Raw genomic sequence first — 21,200 nt, 5'->3', positions numbered from 1 at the left:
ACGGGGCGCAACGCATCTATCCGTTGCTTTGCGACGACGACGCGTTGCGCGAGGCCGATCCGTTTGTCGGCCTCAGGGCTGAACCAGCCGTCGGGCGACGACGTATTTAAATGCGCGCGTGAATGCGGGCCGCTCAGGAAGCCACACCAACAGTTCAGCACGTGCTTGAGTTGCGCATTGAGCGCCGGGTCGCGAAACAGCGCGTAGCCGGACGGCATGCACATCGGCTAGTCGAGCACCGCGTTCAGCGGACAGTGAATCAGATCGGATTCGCTGAACGGCGGTGCGTAGGTCATCAGGTAGTCGAGGATCGTCATCAGCTCGTCGATCGATGCATAGCCGAGCACGTAGCCCGCCTCTTGCGCCTGAATGATGGCCCGCGTCATATCCATGCGCAGCACCGGATCGCCTTCGATCAGCGCGCGTGCGTGGCGCCGTGCGCGCACGTTCGCGTAGTAGTAGAACCGCAATGGGAGCAAGTACTATTCCCGCACCGACCCTTCGCGCACCGCGCCGGCGGAATGCAGCTTGCTACTCGCCCGTATGGAATCGGACCAGCGCTTGCTCGTCATCTCACCGCATCTCGACGATGCGGTCCTCAGCTGCGGACTTCTGATCGCCGCGCATCCCGGCGCGGTCGTCTGCACGGTTTTCACCGCGCCGCCCGCCGAGAACATGACGACCGATTGGGACCGCGCGGCCGGTTTCGCCGACGCGTTCGAAGCGATGCGGGCGCGTCAGGCGGAAGACCGGGAGGCGCTGGGGTTGTTGTCGGCGATTCCGGTACATCTGCTGTTTCGCGACGCGCAATACCACGCATCGCCTGATGCGGACGGGCTGATCACCGCGTTGAACCACGCTGTTTCCGAAACAAAACCCACGCTGATCGTGATGCCGTTGGGTCTGTTCCATTCGGATCACGTTCTCGTGTCCAATGCCTGTCTCGCCCTGATGCGGCGTCAGCCAGCCACTCCGTTCATCGCCTATGAAGATGTGCCCTACCGGCGCATGTCCGGCGTCGTGCAAGCGCGCCTGTCCGACCTCGCGAAACGCGGCTATGCCGCCAACACGCCGCATGCGTTGAACGTGCCCGACACCACGCAACACGAGCATATGAAGCGCGCGGCAATCGACGCCTACCGCAGCCAACTGCGCGCATTCGGTCCCGAAGGACAGGCGAGCCTCTTTTCGCCTGAACGCTGTTGGCAGCTTGGCCGCGACGAATCGGCTCCAGCTACGCAAAACGCGTGACGTACGGCACAAGGTTTGCTGCGTCGTCGCAGTCCAACGTTGAACGATTGCACAGCATGCAAACCAAAGCCCCCCACCCGCGTATTTCGGTCGTCGTTCTCACGTATAACCGTGCGGGCGAATTGCTCACTACCCTGGAACGTCTGCTCGCGTTGCCCGAAAACCCGCCGATCATCGTCGCCGACAACGGTTCCACCGACAACACGGTCGCACTCGTCGAAGCGCGCTATCCGAGCGTTCGCGTCGTCGAATGCAACGGCAACCTCGGCGCGGCAGGGCGCAACCACGCGGTCGCGTGCGTCGAGACCGACTATGTCGCGTTCTGCGATGACGACACCTGGTGGGGCCCGGGCTCGCTCGAACGCGCGGTGCAATTGCTCGATGCATGGCCGCGCGTCGGTGTGCTGAATGCGCGTGTCGCGGTCGGCGCGGACAACACGACGGATCCGACCTGCGCGTTGATGCGCGCAAGCCCGCTCGGCCGTGTCGGTCTGCCGGGGCCCTCCTTGATCGGCTTGATGGCGGGCGCGTGCGTGTTTCGCACGGCGCTGTATCGCGAGATCGGCGGCTATGAGCCGCGTCTTTTCATCGGCGGTGAGGAAGCACTTGTCTCGCTCGACGTGCTCGCGTCGGGACATGCGATCGTCTACTGCGAGCAGTTGACGCTCCATCACCATCCGTCGCCGGTGCGCGATAGCGCGTTGCGCCGTCGCATGCTCGCGCGCAACGCCGCGTGGGTCGCGTGGCTGCGTCTGCCGTTGGGCGAAGCGTTGGGCGCGACTCTGCGCGCCCTCGACGTATTCGCGCGGGAAGGCACGCTGATGCGCGACGGCACCGAATTACTGGCCGGGCTGGCGTGGACCGTGCGAGAACGCCGGGTGGTCCCCCGGTCGATCCTCGCGATGCGCGACCGCGTGCGCGCGGCCGAGCGCAATCTCGACGCGTCCGCAACGACGACTGTTGGTGGCAAGTTCGACGCGCCGATCTGAGACCTCGCTCAGACCTGAATCGCGCGCATCATTATCGCGGCAACGCCGTGTCCGTGCGCGACGGCGCCTGCGCGAGCCGCCGGATCGCGGCGATCAGTTCTGCGGGCGCCACGGGCTTGTGCAAGTGCGCGTCGAAACCCGCGGTGCGCGCACGCTGTTCGTCGAGTGCGTCCGTGTAGCCGGTCAGCGCGATCGCGGGCAGTGGCCCGCCGCGTATCGACGGCCGCCCGCCTTCCAGTGCGCGCAAGCGGCTCAGCACGTCATAGCCATCTTCGCCGGCCAGCATCAGATCGCAGAGCAGCACGTGCGGCCATTGCGCCGGGTCCGCCGCGCGCAGCCAGTCCAGCGCTTCGGTGCCCGCTGCACATAGCCGTACGCGTGCGCCGCTCGTGCTCAGCACCGCGTCGAGCGCGTCGCGCGCTTCTTCCTGGTCGTCGATCACGAGCACGAACAGGCCATCGAGCGCAGCGGGCTCCGCCGAATCCGGCGCCGTGGGCGCCGACGCCAGTGGCGGTTGCGCATCCGCGACCGGCCGCAGCGGCAGCATCGCCACATAGGCGAGCCGCCCGTTCAGCGGCGTCAGCGTGAAGCCGCCGCCCGCGGCCGCCAGCGCGCTTTCCATCTGCCGCGCCGCCGCCTGCGATAGCTCGGCCGGCTTGTCGCCCATGCCGAGCACGCTGAACCACACGTGGTTGCCGTGCCGCTGCGCGCGCAACGCGATGCGCTGCCCCGGGCTCGCCTGCGCGATCTCATTGCGGCACAACTCGGCGATCAACGGTTGCAGCACGCTCGGATCGCCGGTCACCCGCAGCTCGTGGTCGGACGGCTCCGCGTAGACGACGACGCGCTGCCCGGCGATCTCGTCGTGCAAGGCATCGATCACACCCGCCGTCAATGCGCTGACGCTGACCGATCGCGCGGTCAGCCGGCGCTGCGCGTGTTCGAGTTCACCCTGCTGCCATTGCAGCGACCACATCTTCGCGTACACGCCCTCGCGCGCGAGCAGTTCCCGATGCGTGCCCTGCTCGACCACCTGGCCGTGCTCCATCACCAGAATCCAGTCCGCGTCGACGACGGTGGAAAGTCGATGCGCGATCACGATCGACGTGCGGCCTTGCGCGAGGCGCGTCAGCTCGGTCTGGATCGCGCGCTCGGAGCGCGTGTCGAGCGCCGAGGTCGCCTCGTCGAACACGATGATGCGCGGGTCCTTCAGAATCGCGCGCGCAATCGCGATGCGCTGCCGCTCGCCGCCCGATAGCCGCACGCCCCGCTCCCCGACGCGCGTGTCGTAATGGTCGGGCAAGCGCTCGATGAACTCGTCGAGCTGCGCGGCCCGCGCCGCCCGCACGACGTCCGCGCGCGTCGCCGACGGACGTCCATAGGCAATGTTGTAGGCGATCGTTTCATTGAACAGCACGGTGTCCTGCGGCACGATGCCGATGGCCTCGCGCAGACTGCGCTGCGTGAGCATGCTGAGGTCCTGCCCGTCGATGCGGATCATGCCGCGCTCGGGCCGATAGAGGCGAAACAGCAGCTTCACGAGCGTCGATTTGCCCGAGCCGCTGCCGCCGACCACCGCGAGCGTCTTGCCCGGATACGCGTGAAAGTCGACATCGCGCAGCACCCGACGCGCCGTGTCGTAGCCGAAATCGACATGTTCGAACTCGATCAGCCCCGCGCCGACCTTCAGCGGCTGAGCGTCGCGCGCATCGATATCCTCGCCGACGCGGCCGCGCGCCGCCAGAATCACGAACATGCGCTCGACGTTGACGAGCGCGTCGTTGGTCTCGCGAAACACGAAGCCGAGCGTGTTCAGCGGCATGCAGATCTGGATCAGGTAGGCGTTCACCAGAATCAGATCGCCGACGCTCATGCTGCCGGCCACCACGTGCTGCGCGGCGAGCAGCATGACCGCCGCTACCCCGAGCGCGATCACCGCGCTCTGTCCCACGTGCAACGCGGTCAACGCGTTCTGGTTAGCGATGCGCGCGTGCACCCACTTCTCCAGCACGTTGCCGAGCCGTTGCGTCTCGCTTTCTTCGGTCGCGAAGTATTTGACCGTGTCGTAGTTCAGCAGACTGTCGACGAGCCGCCCGTCCGATTGCGCTTCGAGCAGATTGACCGCGCGCTGGAATGCGACGCGCCGCCGCGTGAACACGAACGTATAGCCCGCATACAGCACGAAGGTCACGACGATCACGAGCATGAATTCGCGCGCGTAGCTATGCACCATGATCGCGACGATCACCGCGATCTCGAAGAAGGTCGGCACGATCGCGAACAGCGCGGTGCCGAGCAGAAAGCCGATGCCGTCGGCGCCTTTCTGCACGTCGCGCACGATCGCGCCAGTCTCGCGCCGCGCGTGAAAGCGCGCGCTCAACCGATGCAGATGCGCGAAGGTCCGCTCGGTCAGCGCCGCGACCGTGCGTTGCACGACGATGCTGAACACGACGTCGCGCGCCTCGTTCAGCGCGTCGCCGAAAAATCGTAGCAGCGCATAGGCGAGCACGAGGAACACTGGAAACGCCACCTGCGCGAGCGGATGGCTCAGTTCGTCGACGATGTGCTTCAGCGTGAGCGGCATCAGCACGGTCGCGAGCCGCGCGGCGATCATCAGCGCGAGCGCCCCGCTGGTCTGCCAGCGATAACGCCATACCGCATGCGCGAGATCGCCGACGATTCGGCGCGTCAGTTCGGAGCGAGGCGGCGGGGCGGAATTCGGCATGAGGTCGTGGTGGGAGCACCCGGAAGGAACGTCGCACAAGTGTGGCGTCGCGCAAGCGGCGCGCCCGGGCGCAAGCAAAAAAGGCGCTGGCTCCAGCCCTTTTCCGCGCACTTCTTACTTGTTAATTGGGCGGGGTCCTTCGCCCATCCTAGTACCGGCGCGGCGCAAGCGGTTCGAAGTTACATGACCGTATGTAGAAACAGGGGACGCCACAGCGCTTCTCTCCCCACGAAAAAAGGCACGCTACAGCGCTTCGTACGGTTCCGCGCGACGTTTGCGTCGTTTGTCCGCACCGCAGGATGCGAATGGCACACCACATGCTGTGCGCCGCTTACGAAAGTCAACATCAATAGCCGCTCATCGCAGGAAGGAATGCCAATGAAGATCGCCCTGATCAGCGAACACGCGTCGCCACTTGCTGTCGCCGGTGGCGTCGACAGCGGCGGACAGAACATCTACGTCGCGAACGTCGCGCGTCAACTGGTGGAAATGGGCCATCAGGTCGACGTGTTCACGCGCCGCGATCGCGCACTGCTGCCCGAGCGCGTCGACATGGACGGCGTGCGCGTGATTCATGTGCCCGCGGGACCGCCGCGGCAATTGCCAAAGGAACGACTGCTGCCGTTCATGGACGAGTTCGCCGCGTTTCTGAGCGCGTTCTTTCGCCGCGAACCGCAGTCCTACGACGTGATGCACGCGAACTTCTTCATGTCCGGCCTCGCCGCGCTGCAAGTGAAGGCTGCGCTCGGCGTGCCGCTGGTCACGACCTTTCACGCGCTCGGCCGCGTGCGACGTATCCATCAGGGAACGGATGACGGCTTCCCCGACGAGCGCTTCGCGATCGAAGACGAACTGGTCGCAGGTTCGGACGTGCTCGTCGCGGAATGTCCGCAGGACCAAGCCGATCTGCTCGAACACTATCGCGCCGATCCAGCGCGCATCCAGATCGTGCCGTGCGGTTTCGATGCCGAGGAGTTCCGGCCCGTCGAGCGCGCAGCCGCCCGCGATGCGCTCGGCTGGCGCCAGCACGACTTCATCGTGCTGCAACTGGGCCGGCTCGTGCCGCGCAAAGGCATCGACAACGTGGTACGCGGCGTCGGCGTGCTGAAGCACACGTTCAACGCGGCGGCGCGGCTGTACGTAGTCGGCGGCAATTCGGACGCGCCCAACGAAATCGCGACGCCGGAGATCGCGCGCCTGCGCGAGATCGCCCGCGAATGCGGCGTCGCGGAGCAGACGAGCTTCGTCGGCCGGCGTGGTCGCACGCGGCTGCGCTACTTCTATAGCGCCGCCGACGTGTTCGTGACGACGCCCTGGTACGAGCCGTTCGGCATCACGCCGATCGAGGCGATGGCCTGCGCGACGCCGGTGATCGGCGCCGATGTCGGCGGCATCCGCTACTCGATCCTCGACGGCGTGACCGGCTTTCTCGTGCCGCCGCGCGATCCGCACGCGCTCGCCGCGCGTCTCGACCGCTTGCGGCGCGACCCCGCGCTCGCGCGCCGGATGGGCGAAGCGGGTCTCGACCGGGCGCGGACCGGCTTCACCTGGCGCGGCGTCAGCGATGCGCTCGCGCAAATCTATGCACGCGCGGCAAGGCTCGCACCGACCAAAACATTGCTCGACACCGCGTCCGAGCCGGCGCAGCTACCGCTGCGAGCAGCAGCCGGAGCGTCGTCCCGTTGACGACGGCGCACGCCGCGCGAACCCGACTTTTGACCGAAGCTCGCGCATACCACGAACCATCATGACGCTACCCGCCGTGTTCATCGACAAGGACGGCACGCTGCTCGAAGACGTGCCCTACAACGCCGATCCCGCGCTGATGCGTTTCGCGCCGGGCGCGCGCGAAGCGCTCGCGCTGCTCGCCGCGTACCCGTACGCGCTGTTCGTGATCAGCAATCAGTCCGGCATCGCGCTCGGCAAGTTCGAAGACAGAGCGCTGTTCGACGTAGAACGCCGGCTGCGGCAGATGTTCGCCGAGTGCGGCGCCACGCTCGCCGGCGCGTACTGGTGTGCGCATCATCCCGAGGGCAGCGTCGCGCGTTACGCGATCGTCTGCGACTGCCGCAAGCCCGCGCCCGGCATGCTGCTGCGCGCGGCCGAAGAGCATGAGCTCGATCTCGCCAACAGCTGGTTCATCGGCGACATTCTCGACGACGTCGAAGCGGGCAATCGCGCCGGCTGCCGCACGATCCTGCTCGACAACGGCCACGAAACCGAATGGCGAACCGGCCCGCAGCGCACGCCGGGCGCGCGCGCCGCCGGTCTGCACGAGGCCGCGCAACGCGTCGTATTGCACGGCCTGCCGCCGGGCACCGCGGCGCGCCGCAAGGAGGCGCCGCGGTGAACGCACCTCTGCCACTTGCGCCGCCCAAGCTGGCTCACGCGCGCGCGCCCGATACGTCGCAGCCGGTGTGCTGGGGCGGCGAGGTCAAACGGATTCTGTGCGTGCGCCTCGACAATCTCGGCGACGTGCTGATGACCACGCCCGCGCTGCACGCGCTGCGCGAGTCCGCCGAAGACCGCCATCTCACGCTGCTGGCGTCGCGCAGCGGCGTCGCGCTCGCGCCGTTTCTCGACGACGTCGACGATGTGATCGAATACGACGCGCCGTGGGTCGCGCCCGCGTCGACCGTGACACGCGATCTGCTCGACGATCACCGCATGCAGCAGCGGCTGCGGCGCGGCGGCTTCGACGCGGCGGTGATTTTCACCGTCTATAGCCAGAGCCCGTTGCCGGCCGCGATGCTGTGCTATCTCGCGGGGATTCCGCGCCGCCTCGCGCATTGCCGTGAAAATCCGTACGCGCTGTTGACCGACTGGCTGCGCGAGCCGGAGCCGCAGCAGCGCACACGGCACGAGGTGCAACGCCAGCTCGATCTGGTGCATCACGTCGGCGCGCAGACGGGCGACACCGGCATGCGCTTTCGCGTGCCGCCGTCCGCGCGTCAGTCGCTCGACGCGAAACTGAGGACGCTCGGCATCTGCCGCCACACCGAGTGCATCGTGCTGCATCCAGGTGCGACCGCTGCGTCGCGCCGCTATCCGCCCGAGCGCTTCGGCGAGGTCGCCACGCAGCTCGCGCGCGAAACCGGCGCCTCGGTGCTCGTGACCGGCGGCGCGAGCGAGCGAGCGCTCGTCGAGACCGTGCTGCGCACGGCCGCGCCCGGCGCGCGCGCGCAGCTATACGACCTGAGCGGTGCGCTGGCGCTCGCCGAACTCGCCGCGCTGCTCGAACGCGCGAGCGTGCTCGTGTCCAACAACAGCGGCCCCGTGCATGTCGCGTCCGCGCTCGGCACGCCGGTTGTCGATCTTTACGCGCTGACCAACCCGCAGCACACGCCGTGGCAAACACCGCAACGCGTGCTGTATCGCGACGTCGAATGCCGCTGGTGCTATCGCAGCGTGTGTCCGCACGGGCATCACGCCTGCCTGCTCGGCGTTCCGACCGACGAGGTCGTGCACGCGGCACTCGAATTGCGGCAAGCGCATGCGCATGCGCCGCGTCGTGGTGTACCGGAGCGCGCCGGTCGCGCCGATGACACGAGCACGCCGTCGCTGATCGATCAGCCAACCGTCCCCTGAACCCACTTCCACTGCCAATGCCATGTACACACTCGGAATCAATGCGGTCTATCACGACAGCGCCGCCGCGCTGCTGCGCGACGGTGTGGTGCTCGCCGCCGCCGAAGACGAACGCTTCACGCACGTCAAGCACGCGAAACGTCCGGTGCCGTTCTCGACCTGGCAGCTCCCGTTCGATGCGATCGACTACTGCCTGAAGGCCGCCGGCATTACGCTCGCCGCGATCGATCACGTCGCTTACTCGTACGACCCCACGCTATTCGGCGGCATGCCGAAGAGGCCGGGCGCGACGATCGAGCTGCCGTTCGATCCGGCCGGCTCGCGCCCGGACAACCCGTCCGCGTCGCCGTGGGACCCGCTGTTCCTCAGCTATATCGCCAACGCGAAGGGCCAACTGCTCGACGGCGCGCCGCATCATCTGCGCAAGCGCTTCCAGGGCGTGGATCGCGAGCACGGCTTCGCATGGCACTTCGTCGAGCACCATCTCGCGCACGAGGCGAGCGCGTTTCTCGCCGCGCCGTTCGACGACACCGCCGTGCTGACGATGGACGGCCGCGGCGAGGGCGTGACGACCAGCATGGGGCAATTCGTCGGCGGCGAGTACAAGCGTCTGAAACAGGTCGAGCTGCCGCACTCGCTCGGGCTGCTCTACGAAGAGGTCACCGACTGGCTCGGCTTCCTGCACTCGTCGGACGAGTACAAGGTGATGGCGCTCGCGTCGTACGGCAAGCCGGCTTATGTCGAGGTGTTCCGCGAGATCGTCCGCTATCGGCACGACGGCAGCTATACCGTCGACGCTCCGCGGCTGACCGAACGCTTCGGTCCCGCGCGCGAACGCGGCGGGCCGCTCGAACAACGCCACTTCGATATCGCCAATTCGTTGCAGCGCGTGCTCGAGGAGACCGTGCTGGAACTCGCGCACTGGCTGCATCGGCAGACCGGCTTGAGCCGGCTCTGCATGGCGGGCGGCGTCGCGCTGAACTGCGTGATGAACTCGAAGGTGCGCGACGCCGGGCCGTTCAGCGAAGTGTGGGTGCAACCGGCGGCCGGCGATGCTGGCACCGCGCTTGGCGCGGCACTGTGGACCGACTATCGCGAGCGTGCCGCGCGCGGCGACCGCGAACGTCACTGGAGAATGGATCACGCGTACCTCGGGCCCGCATACAGCGAAGCGGAAATCGAGCAGTTCCTGCGCTGGTCGAAAGTACCGTACCGCCGACTCGCCGATATCGCCGGCGAGACCGCCGATCTGCTCGCGCAAGGCAAGGTGATCGGCTGGTATCAGGGGCGCACCGAATTCGGGCCGCGCGCGCTCGGTGCGCGCTCGATCCTCGCGTCGCCGGTCGATCCGCGGATGCAGGCGAAGCTCAACGAGATCAAGGATCGCGAGGACTTTCGCCCGGTCGCGCCGGTCGTGATGGAAGAGGAAGCCAACGAATGGTTCGTGAACGGCCAAACCGCGCCGTTCATGCTGTTCGTGTTCGACGTGCGCGCCGACAAGGCCGCGCGTATTCCGGCCGTGCGGCATGTGGACGGCACCGCGCGCGTGCAGACCATCAACCGCGCGCAGCACCCGCTGTACTACGACTTGCTGGCGGCGTTCAAGCAGCGCACGGGCGTGCCGATTCTCGTCAATACGTCGTTCAACACGCGCGGCGAGCCGATGGTGAATTCGCCGCGCGACGCGGTCGAGTCGTTCTGGACCTCGCCGCTCGACGCGCTCGTGATCGGCCCGTTCCTCGTCGACAAGGCGGGGGGCCGCGCATGAACGCCTCGGTCATGTGTCCGTCGCCCCTGCATGGCGGCGTGGCCGCGCGCTACAGCAGCGAAGATGCCGACGAAACCGGCCGCACGTTGCGCACGCAGTCGTGGCCCGACGTGTCGGTGGTGGTGCCCACCTACCGCCGTCCCGCGATGCTCGCGAACTGCCTTGCCGCGCTATGCGCGCAGCAGTTCGCGCCGCACCGCTACGAGATCGTGGTCTGCGACGACGGTCCCGACGACGCCACGCGCGCCTGCGTCGAACGATTCGCGCGCGAGAAGGCGCCGCGCGGGCTGGAAGTGCACTACCTCCCGGTCACGCGCACCCAGGGGCCGGCCGGCGCGCGCAACGCGGGCTGGCAGTATGCGCGCGCTTCGCTGATCGCCTTCACCGACGACGACACGCTGGCCGATCCGCACTGGCTGACGGCTGGCGTCGCGGCGCTCGCGCAAGGCGCGACGGCGGCCGCCGGCACGATCGTCGTGCCGCTGCCCTCGCCGCCCGATCTGCCGACCGATTACGAAGCCGACGCGAGCGGCCTCGCGCGCGCCGAATTCGCGACCGCGAACGCGTTCGTCACGCGTGCGGCGCTCGTCGCGACCGGCGGCTTCGACGAACGGTTCACGTCGGCGTGGCGCGAGGATTCGGACTTGCAGTTCACGCTGCTTACCGCGGGCGGCCAGATCGTGCGCGCCCGCGACGCGGTGGTCGTGCATCCGGTGCGGCCCGCGCGCTGGGGCGTCAGCATCGCGCAGCAGAAAAAGAGCCAGTTCGATGCGCTGCTTTATCGCAAGCATCCCGAACTGTTTCGAACCCGCATCCGCTCGCGGCCGCCGCTGCTGTACTACGCGATTCTCTGCGCCGCGGTGCTGGCGATCGGCGCTTCGTTCGCGGATCAGCCGATGCTCGCGGGCGCGGGTTTGAGCGCGTGGTGCGGGTTGACCGGCTATTTCTGCGCGCGGCGGCTGCGCGGGCGCAACCACGGCTGGCGCCACGTCGCCGAAATGCTCTGGACGTCGATCCCCATTCCGTTTCTATCGATCTACTGGCGGCTCTATGGCGCCATCCGTTTCAAGGTGTTCTTTCCATGACCCCACCCTCGCTGCTGGCGGCGCTCGCGCCGCGCCGTATCGCCGTATTTCGCGCGCTGCAGCTCGGCGACATGCTGTGCGCGGTGCCTGCCTTGCGCGCACTGCGCGCGGCCGTGCCGGATGCGCATATCGCGCTGATCGGACTGCCGTGGGCACGCGCGTTCGTCGAGCGCTATGCGGCGCTCGTCGACGAGCTGATCGCGTTTCCGGGCGCGGTCGGTTTTCCCGAGCAGCCCGAATCGAACCATGGCTTGCCCGCGTTCTTCGCGCGGATGCGCGAGCGGCGTTTCGATCTGGCGATCCAGCTGCACGGCAGCGGCGGCATCGCCAACGCTCTGCTGCATCAACTCGGCGCATGTGCCGACGCCGGCTTCGTGCAGCCCGACGAGGTACCGCGCGAGGGTTGCTTCATCGATTGGCCCGATGCGCTGCCGGAGCCCGAGCGCTATCTCGCGCTGATGAGCGCACTCGGCGCGCCGGCGCACGACCGGCGTCTGACGTTCCCGCTCACCGAGCTCGACCTCGACGAGTACACCGCGCTGCGCACGTATCACGGCATCGAAGACGAGCGGCTCGTGCTGGTTCACCCCGGTTCGCAATTGCCATCGCGCCGCTGGCCCGCCGAGCGCTTCGCGGCCGTCGCCGACCACCTCGCCGCCGACGGCTGGCAGATCGCGATCACCGGCACGGCCGCCGAAGCGCCGCTGACCTGCGCGGTGCTCGGCGCGATGAGCGCGCCCGCGCTGCATCTGGCGGGTGCGACGTCGCTCGGCGGACTCGCCGCGCTGGTCGCGCATGCGCGGCTCGTGGTCTGCAACGACACCGGCATCTCGCACATCGCCGCTGCGATGGCGAGCGCGTCGGTCGTGATCGCATGCGGCAGCGACACGCGGCGCTGGGCGCCGCTCGATCATGCGCGGCATCGCGTGCTGGCCGACTATCCGGCGTGCCGGCCGTGCATGTTCCGCGACTGCCCGTATGGTCATCCGTGCGCGCTGAACGTGCAGGTCGAACAGGTGGTCGAGACCGCCCGCGAGCAGCTTGCGCGCGCGCCCGGCAGCCTGCATGAGGGAACCGTTTCGCTGTCTTTCGAGGATCTGCACCATGTTGCGTAATTGCCGCCGGCTGCGCGTGCTGACCTGGCACGTGCACGGCAACTACATGTATTACCTGAGCCAGACGCCGCACGATTTCTATCTGGTGACGAAACCCGGTCATCCGCCCGGCTATGCCGGCAAGGTCGGCGTATTGCCGTGGGGCGACAACGTGCACGAGATCGCAATCGACGACGTGCCCAACCACGAGTTCGACGTGGTGCTGTACCAGCATCGCACCCACTGGGACCACGACCGCGAGCGCGTGCTGAGCGCCGCGCAGCAACGTCTGCCACGCGTCTATGTCGAGCACGATCCGCCGCAGGAAAACCCGTTCGAGCAATGGCATTGGGTCGACGATCCCGGCACGCTGCTGGTCCACGTCACGCACTTCAACCGGCTGATGTGGGACAGCGGCGTCACGCCGACGCGCGTGATCGAACATGGCGTCGTGGTGCCCGACGGCGTGCGCTACAGCGGCGAACTGCAGCGCGGCATCGTGGTCGTCAATCATCTCGCGCAGCGCGGCCGGCGGCTCGGCGCGGATGTCTTCAGCGAAACGCGCACGCGCGTGCCGCTCGATCTCGTCGGGATGGACGCACAGCGGCTGGACGGCATCGGTGAAATCGGCAACCTCGATCTGGCCGCGTTCAGCGCGCGCTACCGCTTCTTTTTCAATCCGATCCGCTGGACCAGCCTCGGCCTCGCGATCGTCGAGGCGATGACGATCGGCATGCCGATCGTCGGTCTCGCGACGACCGAACTCGCCACCGTGATCCGCAACGGCGAAAACGGCTTCGTGCATACCGACGTCGACGCGCTCGTCGACGCCATGCTCGGGCTGCTGCGCGATCCCGGCGAAGCGCGGCGGCTCGGCGAAGGCGCGCGGCGCACGGCGCTCGAACGCTTTCATATCGACCGTTTCGCGCAGGACTGGCACGCCGCGCTGCTGCACGTCACGGCCTGATGCCACGCTGATTTTCAACGTTCATGCGGTCCAACCACAGGATCACGCACCATGAAAGAACTTACCCGCAAGCGCATTCTGGTCACCGGCGGCGCCGGCTTTCTCGGCTCGCACCTGTGCGAACGGCTCGTCGCGCAGGGACACGACGTGCTATGCGTCGACAACTTCTATACCGGTACGAAGGACAACATCGCGCATCTACTCGGCTGCGCGAACTTCGAACTGATGCGTCACGACGTGACGTTCCCGTTGTACGTGGAAGTCGATGAAATTTATAACCTCGCGTGCCCCGCGTCACCGATCCACTACCAGCACGATCCGGTGCAGACTACGAAGACCAGCGTGCACGGCGCGATCAATATGCTCGGGCTCGCCAAACGCGTGAAAGCGCGGATTTTCCAGGCGTCGACGAGCGAGGTGTATGGCGACGCGCTCGTCCATCCGCAGAAAGAAGACTACTGGGGCCACGTGAATCCCATCGGTCCGCGCTCGTGCTACGACGAAGGCAAGCGCTGCGCGGAAACGCTGTTCATGGACTATCGCCGCCAGCATGGTCTGTCGATCCGCATCGCGCGCATCTTCAACACCTACGGCCCGCGCATGCATCCGGCCGACGGCCGGGTGGTGTCGAACTTCATGATGCAGGCGTTGCGCGGCGAGCCGCTGACCGTCTATGGCGACGGCTCGCAGACGCGTTCGTTCTGCTATGTCGACGACATGATCGACGCCTTCATCCTGCTGATGAACAGCGCCGACGATCCAGGCGGCCCGGTCAACCTGGGCAATCCGCACGAAGTGTCGATGCGCGAGATCGCGCAGCGCATCGTCGCGGTGACCGGCTCCGCGTCGCCGCTCGAAACACGGCCGCTGCCGGCCGACGATCCATGGCATCGACAGCCGGACATCTCGTTGGCGACAAAACTGCTCGGCTGGCAGCCGGGCACGTCGCTTGACGAAGGGCTGCCGCGCACCGCGCGTTATTTCCGCGCGCGCATCGAGGCGAGTCAGCACACGCCGCCGCCTGCGGGCATGGACGGCGCCGGAGTCACGTCCGCTCGCCTTCATTGAGCCAGCGGCGCAGCGCTGCCGACGTCGCGGCGCCGTTCTTCACGCGATCACGGCGGCACGCAATTTCTACACGGCTGGCGTGTCCGCGCGAATGCGCATCACGGTCTGACGCGACGTGCCGAAGCGCCGCGCGACCTCGCTGACCGACTGTCCTCTGCCGAGCGATTGCAGCACGCGTTGACGCTGCTGCTCGGAAAGCGACGGTGGCCTGCCCGTGTGCTTGCCGCTCGCGCGAACGGCCGCGAGACTGTCGCGGCTGCGCAGGCTGCGGCACGCGGCGTCGAGCCGCACCAGCGCGCGCAATGCCTTCACCGCCGAGGGCTCGGGGCGCCCGGCCAGATCGGTATGGCCGACTTCGACGCAACGCAGCGCCACGCCGGCCTTCCGGCACTGCATCACGGTGGCGAGGATGTCGCGCGCGTTGCAGCCGAGCGCGGCCAGCTCGAGCACGACGAGCGTGTCGCGCGGCGCGATTCGTCGGATCAGACTCTGCAGCTCGCAGCGGTCGCGCGCCTGCGCATAGGTCGGAAGATCTTCGACCACGACCCGCGCGAGCGTGACCATGTAGCCGGCCTTGTCGAGCCGGATCAGCGCCTGCTCGTGCCGAACCGCATCGTGCGCGCCGAACAGATAAATGTGTAGTTTTTCCACTTCGCCTTCGTAGTCACGATCCGCCATTAGCGGCGCTATTACGTCGGGTTCCGATTCTTCGAGCGACGACGCCTGGATACGTCGTCACTCATCGCGCTCAGGGCTGCCGCTGGCCGCCCTGATGCGTCGGAGGAGTCTGGTTCTGTTGCTGCTGTCCGCTGTCGCGGCCGGGCTGCGCCGGATTCGACGGCTGACGATTCGAATTCTTGTCCGAAGTCATGACGCTCTCCTATGTGAGATTGCGGGTGACCGTGGCTAACCGCCCGTGGCTAACCGCGGCCATCGTGATCAAGCCGCAACCAGCGTTCCCGGTCCTGCCCGCGCCAGAGCGTTGCGGCGCGGGCATGCAAGCGCCTGGCTATGATGCTTCCGCTGACGATGCGAGCAGCCCGGTGGAGGAATTTTCAAAGTGTATCAACCGCATTGAACGTCCAATACGGTTGGCGTCGGTATTGGCGCGATTGAACTGTCATTACGTGGGCGGTGGAGGCGCGGCAAGTGACGGCCGCCCATCGCGGAACCGCAATCGGGGACGACCGCGGAATCCGTCTGACGGGAAGGCAGGTAGCGCCCTGCTCAAAGCTCGGCGCCAGAGCGGCCATGCAGATACGAGCCGACGCGAAGAACGCGACGGCTCGCTCGCCTCTTTACTGAAGCCCGCCATGATCTTCTCCTTACCGGCCACCACGGCCGGTAGGAAAAGTGCAGAATTATGCGAACCGTTGCAACCCAGTTCGTCTCGCGCGATCCCGCCTGCAAAATGGCGGTAGCGGTCTCAAACCACAACAGGCGACCGCGGCGTGAACGACGGCCCTGCCCTTCTGCCGTGTCAGACCGACTCTGGTTGAGCGGAAAGCTCGTACTGCAAGAGTCGTCGTACAGGATGAGAGAACAACTGTCGGCTTTTCCACAGGCCAGCTGACGGGAGTAAGCGCTCAAGCGCTCGCTCCCCGTCGACAACGCGAGCGTGGTCGGCGTGCCTGGTTCAGTAACCTGGCGGAGGCGCCGTATCGTAGGCCGGCGGCGGAGGCGTCGCTTCGTCGTGCGTCCGATACACATTGGCGGCGCTGCGCGGGACCGGCACACGCTCGCCATTTGCGTACATGCACTGAACGTACGCCTGGTCGTAGCGGTGTTGAAGGCTGGCGGCCGAGCTTTGCGCCATGCCGGCGCCGATCATGCTGCCGCCGAGCAGACCTGCGCCTGCGCCGACCGCTGCGCCGCGGCGGCCGTTGAACGCCGCACCGGCCGCCGCGCCGAGCGCGGTACCGACGGCCATACCGCCCAGGGCGCCCGTCGCTGTGGCCTGTTGGGTGCTCACGCCGCCGGTCTGCTGGGAAGCAAATTGCTGGCATGTCGCGTCGTCGGCGCGGAATTGATCGAAGGACTTGTCGGTGCCGGGCAGCGCCATCACTGTGGGACCCATCGGCATGCCCGCACAGCCGTCGAGCGCGATGATGCAGCTCAGGCCGACCGCGGCGGTGACTAGCGCGGATACGCCCCGTTTCGTGCGCATTGCCAGAGAGAGGGAATTCATTTTGCTCATGTCATTTCGGCCCGGTTGGCCTCACCGGCACTTCCACCCAGCCGCTCGAACACCCCTTCACGTACGGGTAATACTTTTTTGTCACCGGGCAATACCACCAGGTACCCGACGGCGGACTCGTCTGCGTTTTTTCGACGTAGACGGTGGTCGGGTTTGGCTGGACCGACTGGACGACGAGTGGGGCGGGCGCAGCGTAGACGACGGCGGGGGGCGCCATGATTATGGGGGGCGGGATGCCCACAAGGACACCGACTCTCACATGCGCTTGCGCGGTGCTATTCAGGCATACGGCCGTAGTCGCGATCAGCGCAAGCAAAACTATCCTGGATCTCACAAACTTTCTCCTATTCGATGAAGCGGGCCTGCCGCGACCCGGCGCAAAACGGTAAGGCCATGGCGCAAAAAACCGAACGGGTTCAACCGGGCGAATTCCGCTGCGCGACAAAAAAGGGATCTCGTTGGTGCTGGTTGAAGTGAATCCCGCGTGGCCGAACCTGGTGATTCCGGGGCCGGCCGACCCCGAATGCAGATTCCCGAGATCTACGCCTTGCGCTGAACCTCGCGTCCGGAGGGGGTACGCCGACGTCGCCATGGAAAGCCAGACAAGGCTGCGGCTTGCCCCGCCGTGATGTCCAATCAACTTTCGTTGTAGATAGAACGATACGAGGCCAACTGAGCCATTGCCGGCACCCCCGAAACTGCGGAGCCCAGTTTCACGCCACCGTGCCCACTGAACGCCTGCTGTTGAGCCGCCACGCTCGCCAGAGCCGCGTGGATGTTCGCCGGATAGTGTGCGTCACCGTTGGGGTGGTCAGAGCCCGCTAGCTGCAGTCGGATGACTTCTTCGTGCACTAGCTCACGCGTCAGAGGACCGTTGCCCTGAGCAGAGGTGCCCGTGGGGAGAGCGATGACTGACACGACAGTGAGAACGGGCATAAACGCTTTAGCCATGATGAAGCTTCCAGTCTCGAGCGCCAGGAACAACAGGCGCCGGGTTAGCGAAACAACGACCAGGCAAGGTCCTTGAAGCCCGTGTGCCCGTTCCGTTGAGGTCCGTCATCTTCTTATCGTTTAATTAGAAATAGCTCTCTTCAATACATTGTTTCCGTGCTTGCAACGTCGAGAGGCATCTATCCGCGCGCAGCGGTCGCGAAACGACAGGGCAGGTCAACGATTCGCGAGCCACCCAACCTCCATGTTCATGAAATGGCAACTCACAATTGCGCGCGTCGAATAACGACGCGCTGTCGTTATACTGCAACCCACATCTGACACAGCATGTGCTCGGTTTTGCGGTGGATACCGGCTCCGTTATTTACACTGATGTACTGATTGGTATAGGTCCGGCAGCAATCGACACTCACGCTCCCGGTCGCGCCACCGATGCCGTCGGCGCAAAGGCAGCCGCTTTTCTTCCTTTAACCCATAGGAGTCTTTAATGCAAAAGTGGTTTGCCGCGCTGCTGATTTTATTCGCAGCGAGTTCGCATGCAGCCGGCGATTCCTCGATGAACGCAACGGTTGAAAACGTCGCAGGTACGAATCAGGTCGGCGGCTTCGTCGCGCTACGGTCAGCGGACAGCAAGTGCCGTTATTACGGTGTACTGCAGCAGACTGCTCGTGCGCCGCGTGGCATGGCAGAGCGCATCGCTGCACTGACCCAGGACGGAAAAGTCTATGACTGGATGACAGTTATCAGTTACTCGGAATGCCTGCAAGCGAACGGAACCTACACCAAGGAACGCGCTTCGCTGGATTCACCCGGCGGAAAGCGGTTCCGCGTGGGCGATAGCGTAGAGCTGCGAGCACCGGTGTAACGAGGGCCAGCGCGCCACCGATAACGGCTTTTACCAGTCCCATGAGCGCGAGAAATCACTTCGACGACTATCTATTCTCGCTGATTGCAGACAGGACACGGAGCTCTGCCGGACCGGAATTGCGATCGGTGGGTTCCTGGTTCGAGATGATATCGCTCGTACTTCGGACCACGACGGTTCGAGAGATCGACAGCGGTATTTCTGCAGCACGTAGTCGCTTCAGGATTGCAAATAGCAGATCGCTTCTGGTATCCCCGGCGATTCTCGGGCTACCGACATAGCCGGTAACAGTCAATGTCATGCCGTCAGGCGTCAACTGGCTAAAGATCACCGATGGCGCGGGACGATCGAGAACCGATGGGTGATCCAGGTAAGCTTGCAGAAGAACATCGCGCACCTGCTCCGGATCGACGTCCAGCGCAAAGGTAAGGGCCAGTGTGACAACTCCCTGCGTTTTGTTTCCCATTGTCACGTTGCGCACATTCTGAGAAATCAGGTGCGAATTCGGAACGATCACCGTTGATCTGTCTGCGAGCTGTATTTCGGTCGCGCGTACACTGATGCGCCGGATATCGCCTTCAATGCCGGTGATACTGATCATGTCGCCTACTTTGACCGGCCGTTCAGCAAGCAATATCAGCCCGGAAATGAAGTTTTTAACGATTTCCTGCAGACCAAAGCCGATGCCTACCGACAGCGCGCTGACGATCCACGCGAGGTTATGCCATTTCACGCCGAGTACGGACAAGGTTTGCAGCGCGACGAGGACATAGCAGACGTTGGCGAAGACCGTCACCAGCGACGCGCGCATACCCGAACTCATTTGCGTCTTGGGCAGAAACTCGGCGTCCAGCCATTTGCGCATGAGCCCAACCAGATACAGGCACACTGCACAGGTAAAGATAGCGCTGAAGATATGGGCGGGAACGATATTGAGCGCATGTAATCGCTCGCCACCGAGTACGTCGAGAATGCTATCGACCAGATCTCGGGGCGTTGTCCCGAGGCCGCCCGTTAGCAGTGCGATGACTGCGGCGAGCATCAATGCGCTGCGAAGAATGGCGGAGAGTACCGTTGCCACCTGTTCGAGATGAACGTCTTGCAGCCCGAATAGATGCCTGATTGTTTTGCCGCTGGCGTGGCATGGCGAAAATACGGTTTCGCAAACATCATGAGCGAGCTTCGTCAGCAGATAAACGCTGCTCAGTACGAGATCGAACCAGACCAGTTCGTAAGTCAGGAACCGCGCGAACGAAACATAACCACAGAGCAATGCAATCAGAGAAGCTCCGACGGCAAGGCTGACGGCGGCATGAATAATGCCAGCGAGGGTAGAACGCGCCTCAGGCGATTCTCGGGCAGCGGCGAGCGCAGTGAGTACCCGGTTTGCGCGTAAAAGCGACATCCCGATGGTCACAGCGACCACCAACGCCACCACGCCGCGAGTAAAGAGCGTAAGTTGCACGCTGGTATCGACGGCCCGGTTGATCTGCTCGATGGCTCCTGAAAACAGCAGCAGTGCGGCCAGTGTCCGTGGAAAAGGGCGTAGCGCGCGAGCGACGGGATCCGCGATGGCCGGCAACCGCCATGACGGATGTCGTGTGCAAAGCAATGCCCGGCCGAGAGCAGCGACCAGCGCGCAGGTCACAACATGTTTGATGATTTCGCTGGCGAAGCCTTGCAGCGCAGGAGGCAGCGCCTGCTGACGGGTCAACGCGAAGTAGAGCAGATCAACGGCACATATGGTGGTCACCAAAGACGCGAACACGGTCGAGATCGCCATCGCGCTGCGCCGTATCCGGCCTTCCGGAAGGCGGCGTAGGCAGAACCGCTCTGATGCTCTGTCAAGAAGCCGCGTTCCAATCGTTGCAACGGCCAGGGCGAGCAGCACAAGCAGGGCGGTTGCAACCCGCTGCCCCGGTTGCCATGTCGTTTGAATCTGCCTGTCGATCTGCGCCTTGAAGTCTCGCAGACGTTGATAGTCAGCCGTGTCCGGGTGGAGCGCCGACGCCCAGAACGCGGCGCTGACTACGCTGTCGGAACGAAGGGCCAGTTGATCTTTCAGATGGTTTTGCAGCAGTCGCGTGATCTGGGCGCTCAGGTTGGCAAGGTTCTCCTTGATCGTTGCCGCCTGCTTGAGTTCGGCATCGAGTTGCAATTGCTGAGCAGCGAGAACGCTGCGCTGTTCGGCGACCGCGGGAGTTTCCGCGGCGGATTCGGAAGCGGGTGCTGTTCCGAGTACGTCGAGCTGGGCATGCGTTTTCGCGCGATCGGGCTCCAGCGACGTGGTTATCAGCCTGTCGACGTCTTCGGCAACGCGCCGGCTCAATGCGTCCAGCCCGGACAGCTGCGCGTCGCTTGTTGCCGTCGAAGCACGCTGCCGGATCTGGTCCTGTTTTTCCTGAAGCGCGCCGAGCCTTTGTAATGCCTCGGAGCCCGCGCCCATGGATGGCGAAAAATCAGCAGGAGCATCTATGCTAAGGGGCGGCAGCGTCGCTGCGTTGGAGGCAACCGGAATCAGGCCGAACATCGTCAGCGCGATAAGGTGAAAAATGACTGCAACTATTTGTCGCGCGGCGCAAGCGCGGCGAAGAGTATGCATTTGAGAGATCTGGCTCATGCACGCGATACCTATGTAAGCGGTGATGCATT

The 21,200-nt window shown here is 65.3% G+C and carries 17 protein-coding genes and 1 pseudogene; 11 read left to right on the top strand and 7 right to left on the bottom strand.

Annotated elements, in window-relative coordinates; all coding sequences use genetic code 11:
* Positions 1-44 precede the first annotated feature (44 nt).
* Positions 45-440 (bottom strand): annotated as a pseudogene (locus F6X37_RS28815) (phophatidylserine decarboxylase associated domain-containing protein); the annotation flags it as partial.
* A 103-nt stretch (positions 441-543) separates the two neighbouring features.
* Between F6X37_RS28815 and F6X37_RS28810 the strand changes: the two are divergent.
* Both F6X37_RS28810 and F6X37_RS28805 read left to right on the top strand, forming a co-directional pair.
* Positions 544-1,251: a PIG-L deacetylase family protein gene (locus tag F6X37_RS28810; protein ID WP_187613672.1), complete on the top strand. Its 708-nt coding sequence runs from the start codon at positions 544-546 to the stop codon at positions 1,249-1,251.
* Positions 1,252-1,307: 56 nt separating this feature from the next.
* Positions 1,308-2,240, top strand: a complete 933-nt coding sequence (locus tag F6X37_RS28805) for a glycosyltransferase family 2 protein (RefSeq protein WP_187613658.1) — start codon at positions 1,308-1,310, stop codon at positions 2,238-2,240.
* A gap of 31 nt (positions 2,241-2,271) precedes the next feature.
* Here F6X37_RS28805 and F6X37_RS28800 read toward each other — a convergent pair whose 3' ends face one another.
* Positions 2,272-4,965, bottom strand: coding sequence for an ATP-binding cassette domain-containing protein (locus F6X37_RS28800; protein ID WP_187613657.1), 2,694 nt, complete (start codon positions 4,963-4,965; stop codon positions 2,272-2,274).
* Between the two features lie 378 nt (positions 4,966-5,343).
* On the opposite strand from F6X37_RS28800, the gene F6X37_RS28795 reads away from it, so the two are divergent.
* From F6X37_RS28795 to F6X37_RS28760, 8 genes are all read left to right on the top strand, one after another.
* Positions 5,344-6,651 (top strand): glycosyltransferase family 4 protein, encoded by a 1,308-nt coding sequence (locus F6X37_RS28795; RefSeq protein WP_187613656.1) that lies wholly within the window; start codon positions 5,344-5,346, stop codon positions 6,649-6,651.
* 61 nt (positions 6,652-6,712) lie between these two features.
* Positions 6,713-7,315 carry a D-glycero-alpha-D-manno-heptose-1,7-bisphosphate 7-phosphatase gene (locus F6X37_RS28790; protein ID WP_187613655.1) on the top strand — a complete coding sequence of 201 codons (603 nt, stop codon included), beginning with the start codon at positions 6,713-6,715 and terminating at the stop codon, positions 7,313-7,315.
* Positions 7,312-8,553, top strand: coding sequence for a lipopolysaccharide heptosyltransferase II (gene waaF, locus F6X37_RS28785; protein WP_187613654.1), 1,242 nt, complete (start codon positions 7,312-7,314; stop codon positions 8,551-8,553). Before F6X37_RS28790 ends, waaF begins: the two co-directional genes overlap by 4 nt.
* Positions 8,554-8,575: 22 nt before the next feature.
* Entirely contained in the window at positions 8,576-10,321 is a 1,746-nt protein-coding gene (locus tag F6X37_RS28780; RefSeq protein ID WP_187613653.1) for a carbamoyltransferase, read from the top strand.
* On the top strand, positions 10,318-11,406 hold the full coding sequence (locus F6X37_RS28775) for a glycosyltransferase (protein ID WP_187613652.1): 1,089 nt from the start codon (positions 10,318-10,320) through the stop codon (positions 11,404-11,406). Before F6X37_RS28780 ends, F6X37_RS28775 begins: the two co-directional genes overlap by 4 nt.
* Positions 11,403-12,521: a glycosyltransferase family 9 protein gene (locus tag F6X37_RS28770; RefSeq protein WP_187613651.1), complete on the top strand. Its 1,119-nt coding sequence runs from the start codon at positions 11,403-11,405 to the stop codon at positions 12,519-12,521. Before F6X37_RS28775 ends, F6X37_RS28770 begins: the two co-directional genes overlap by 4 nt.
* Positions 12,511-13,467: a glycosyltransferase family 4 protein gene (locus F6X37_RS28765; RefSeq protein WP_187613650.1), complete on the top strand. Its 957-nt coding sequence runs from the start codon at positions 12,511-12,513 to the stop codon at positions 13,465-13,467. The genes F6X37_RS28770 and F6X37_RS28765 overlap by 11 nt, the downstream gene beginning before the upstream one ends.
* A 51-nt stretch (positions 13,468-13,518) precedes the next feature.
* Positions 13,519-14,535 (top strand): UDP-glucuronic acid decarboxylase family protein, encoded by a 1,017-nt coding sequence (locus F6X37_RS28760; RefSeq protein ID WP_187613649.1) that lies wholly within the window; start codon positions 13,519-13,521, stop codon positions 14,533-14,535.
* 66 nt (positions 14,536-14,601) lie between these two features.
* Here F6X37_RS28760 and F6X37_RS28755 read toward each other — a convergent pair whose 3' ends face one another.
* The 4 genes from F6X37_RS28755 to F6X37_RS28745 form a co-directional block, all read right to left on the bottom strand.
* Complete coding sequence (locus tag F6X37_RS28755; protein WP_187613648.1) at positions 14,602-15,213, bottom strand: helix-turn-helix domain-containing protein; 612 nt, start codon at positions 15,211-15,213, stop codon at positions 14,602-14,604.
* A 70-nt stretch (positions 15,214-15,283) separates the two neighbouring features.
* Positions 15,284-15,406, bottom strand: a complete 123-nt coding sequence (locus F6X37_RS37210) for a hypothetical protein (protein WP_013094087.1) — start codon at positions 15,404-15,406, stop codon at positions 15,284-15,286.
* A 765-nt stretch (positions 15,407-16,171) separates the two neighbouring features.
* Complete coding sequence (locus tag F6X37_RS28750) at positions 16,172-16,702, bottom strand: YMGG-like glycine zipper-containing protein (protein WP_410451436.1); 531 nt, start codon at positions 16,700-16,702, stop codon at positions 16,172-16,174.
* A 666-nt stretch (positions 16,703-17,368) separates the two neighbouring features.
* Complete coding sequence (locus F6X37_RS28745) at positions 17,369-17,683, bottom strand: DUF4148 domain-containing protein (RefSeq protein WP_143037312.1); 315 nt, start codon at positions 17,681-17,683, stop codon at positions 17,369-17,371.
* 487 nt (positions 17,684-18,170) lie between these two features.
* Between F6X37_RS28745 and F6X37_RS28740 the strand changes: the two genes are divergently transcribed.
* Positions 18,171-18,548, top strand: coding sequence for a hypothetical protein (locus F6X37_RS28740; protein ID WP_187613646.1), 378 nt, complete (start codon positions 18,171-18,173; stop codon positions 18,546-18,548).
* 67 nt (positions 18,549-18,615) lie between these two features.
* Here F6X37_RS28740 and F6X37_RS28735 read toward each other — a convergent pair whose 3' ends face one another.
* Entirely contained in the window at positions 18,616-21,168 is a 2,553-nt protein-coding gene (locus tag F6X37_RS28735) for a DUF3772 domain-containing protein (protein WP_262420056.1), read from the bottom strand.
* Positions 21,169-21,200: the final 32 nt, after the last annotated feature.

It is taken from the genome of Paraburkholderia sp. 31.1, assembly GCF_014397645.1.
GTDB classification, from domain to species: Bacteria; Pseudomonadota; Gammaproteobacteria; order Burkholderiales; family Burkholderiaceae; genus Paraburkholderia; species Paraburkholderia tuberum.
This window is presented reverse-complemented; position numbering and strand designations above follow the sequence as displayed.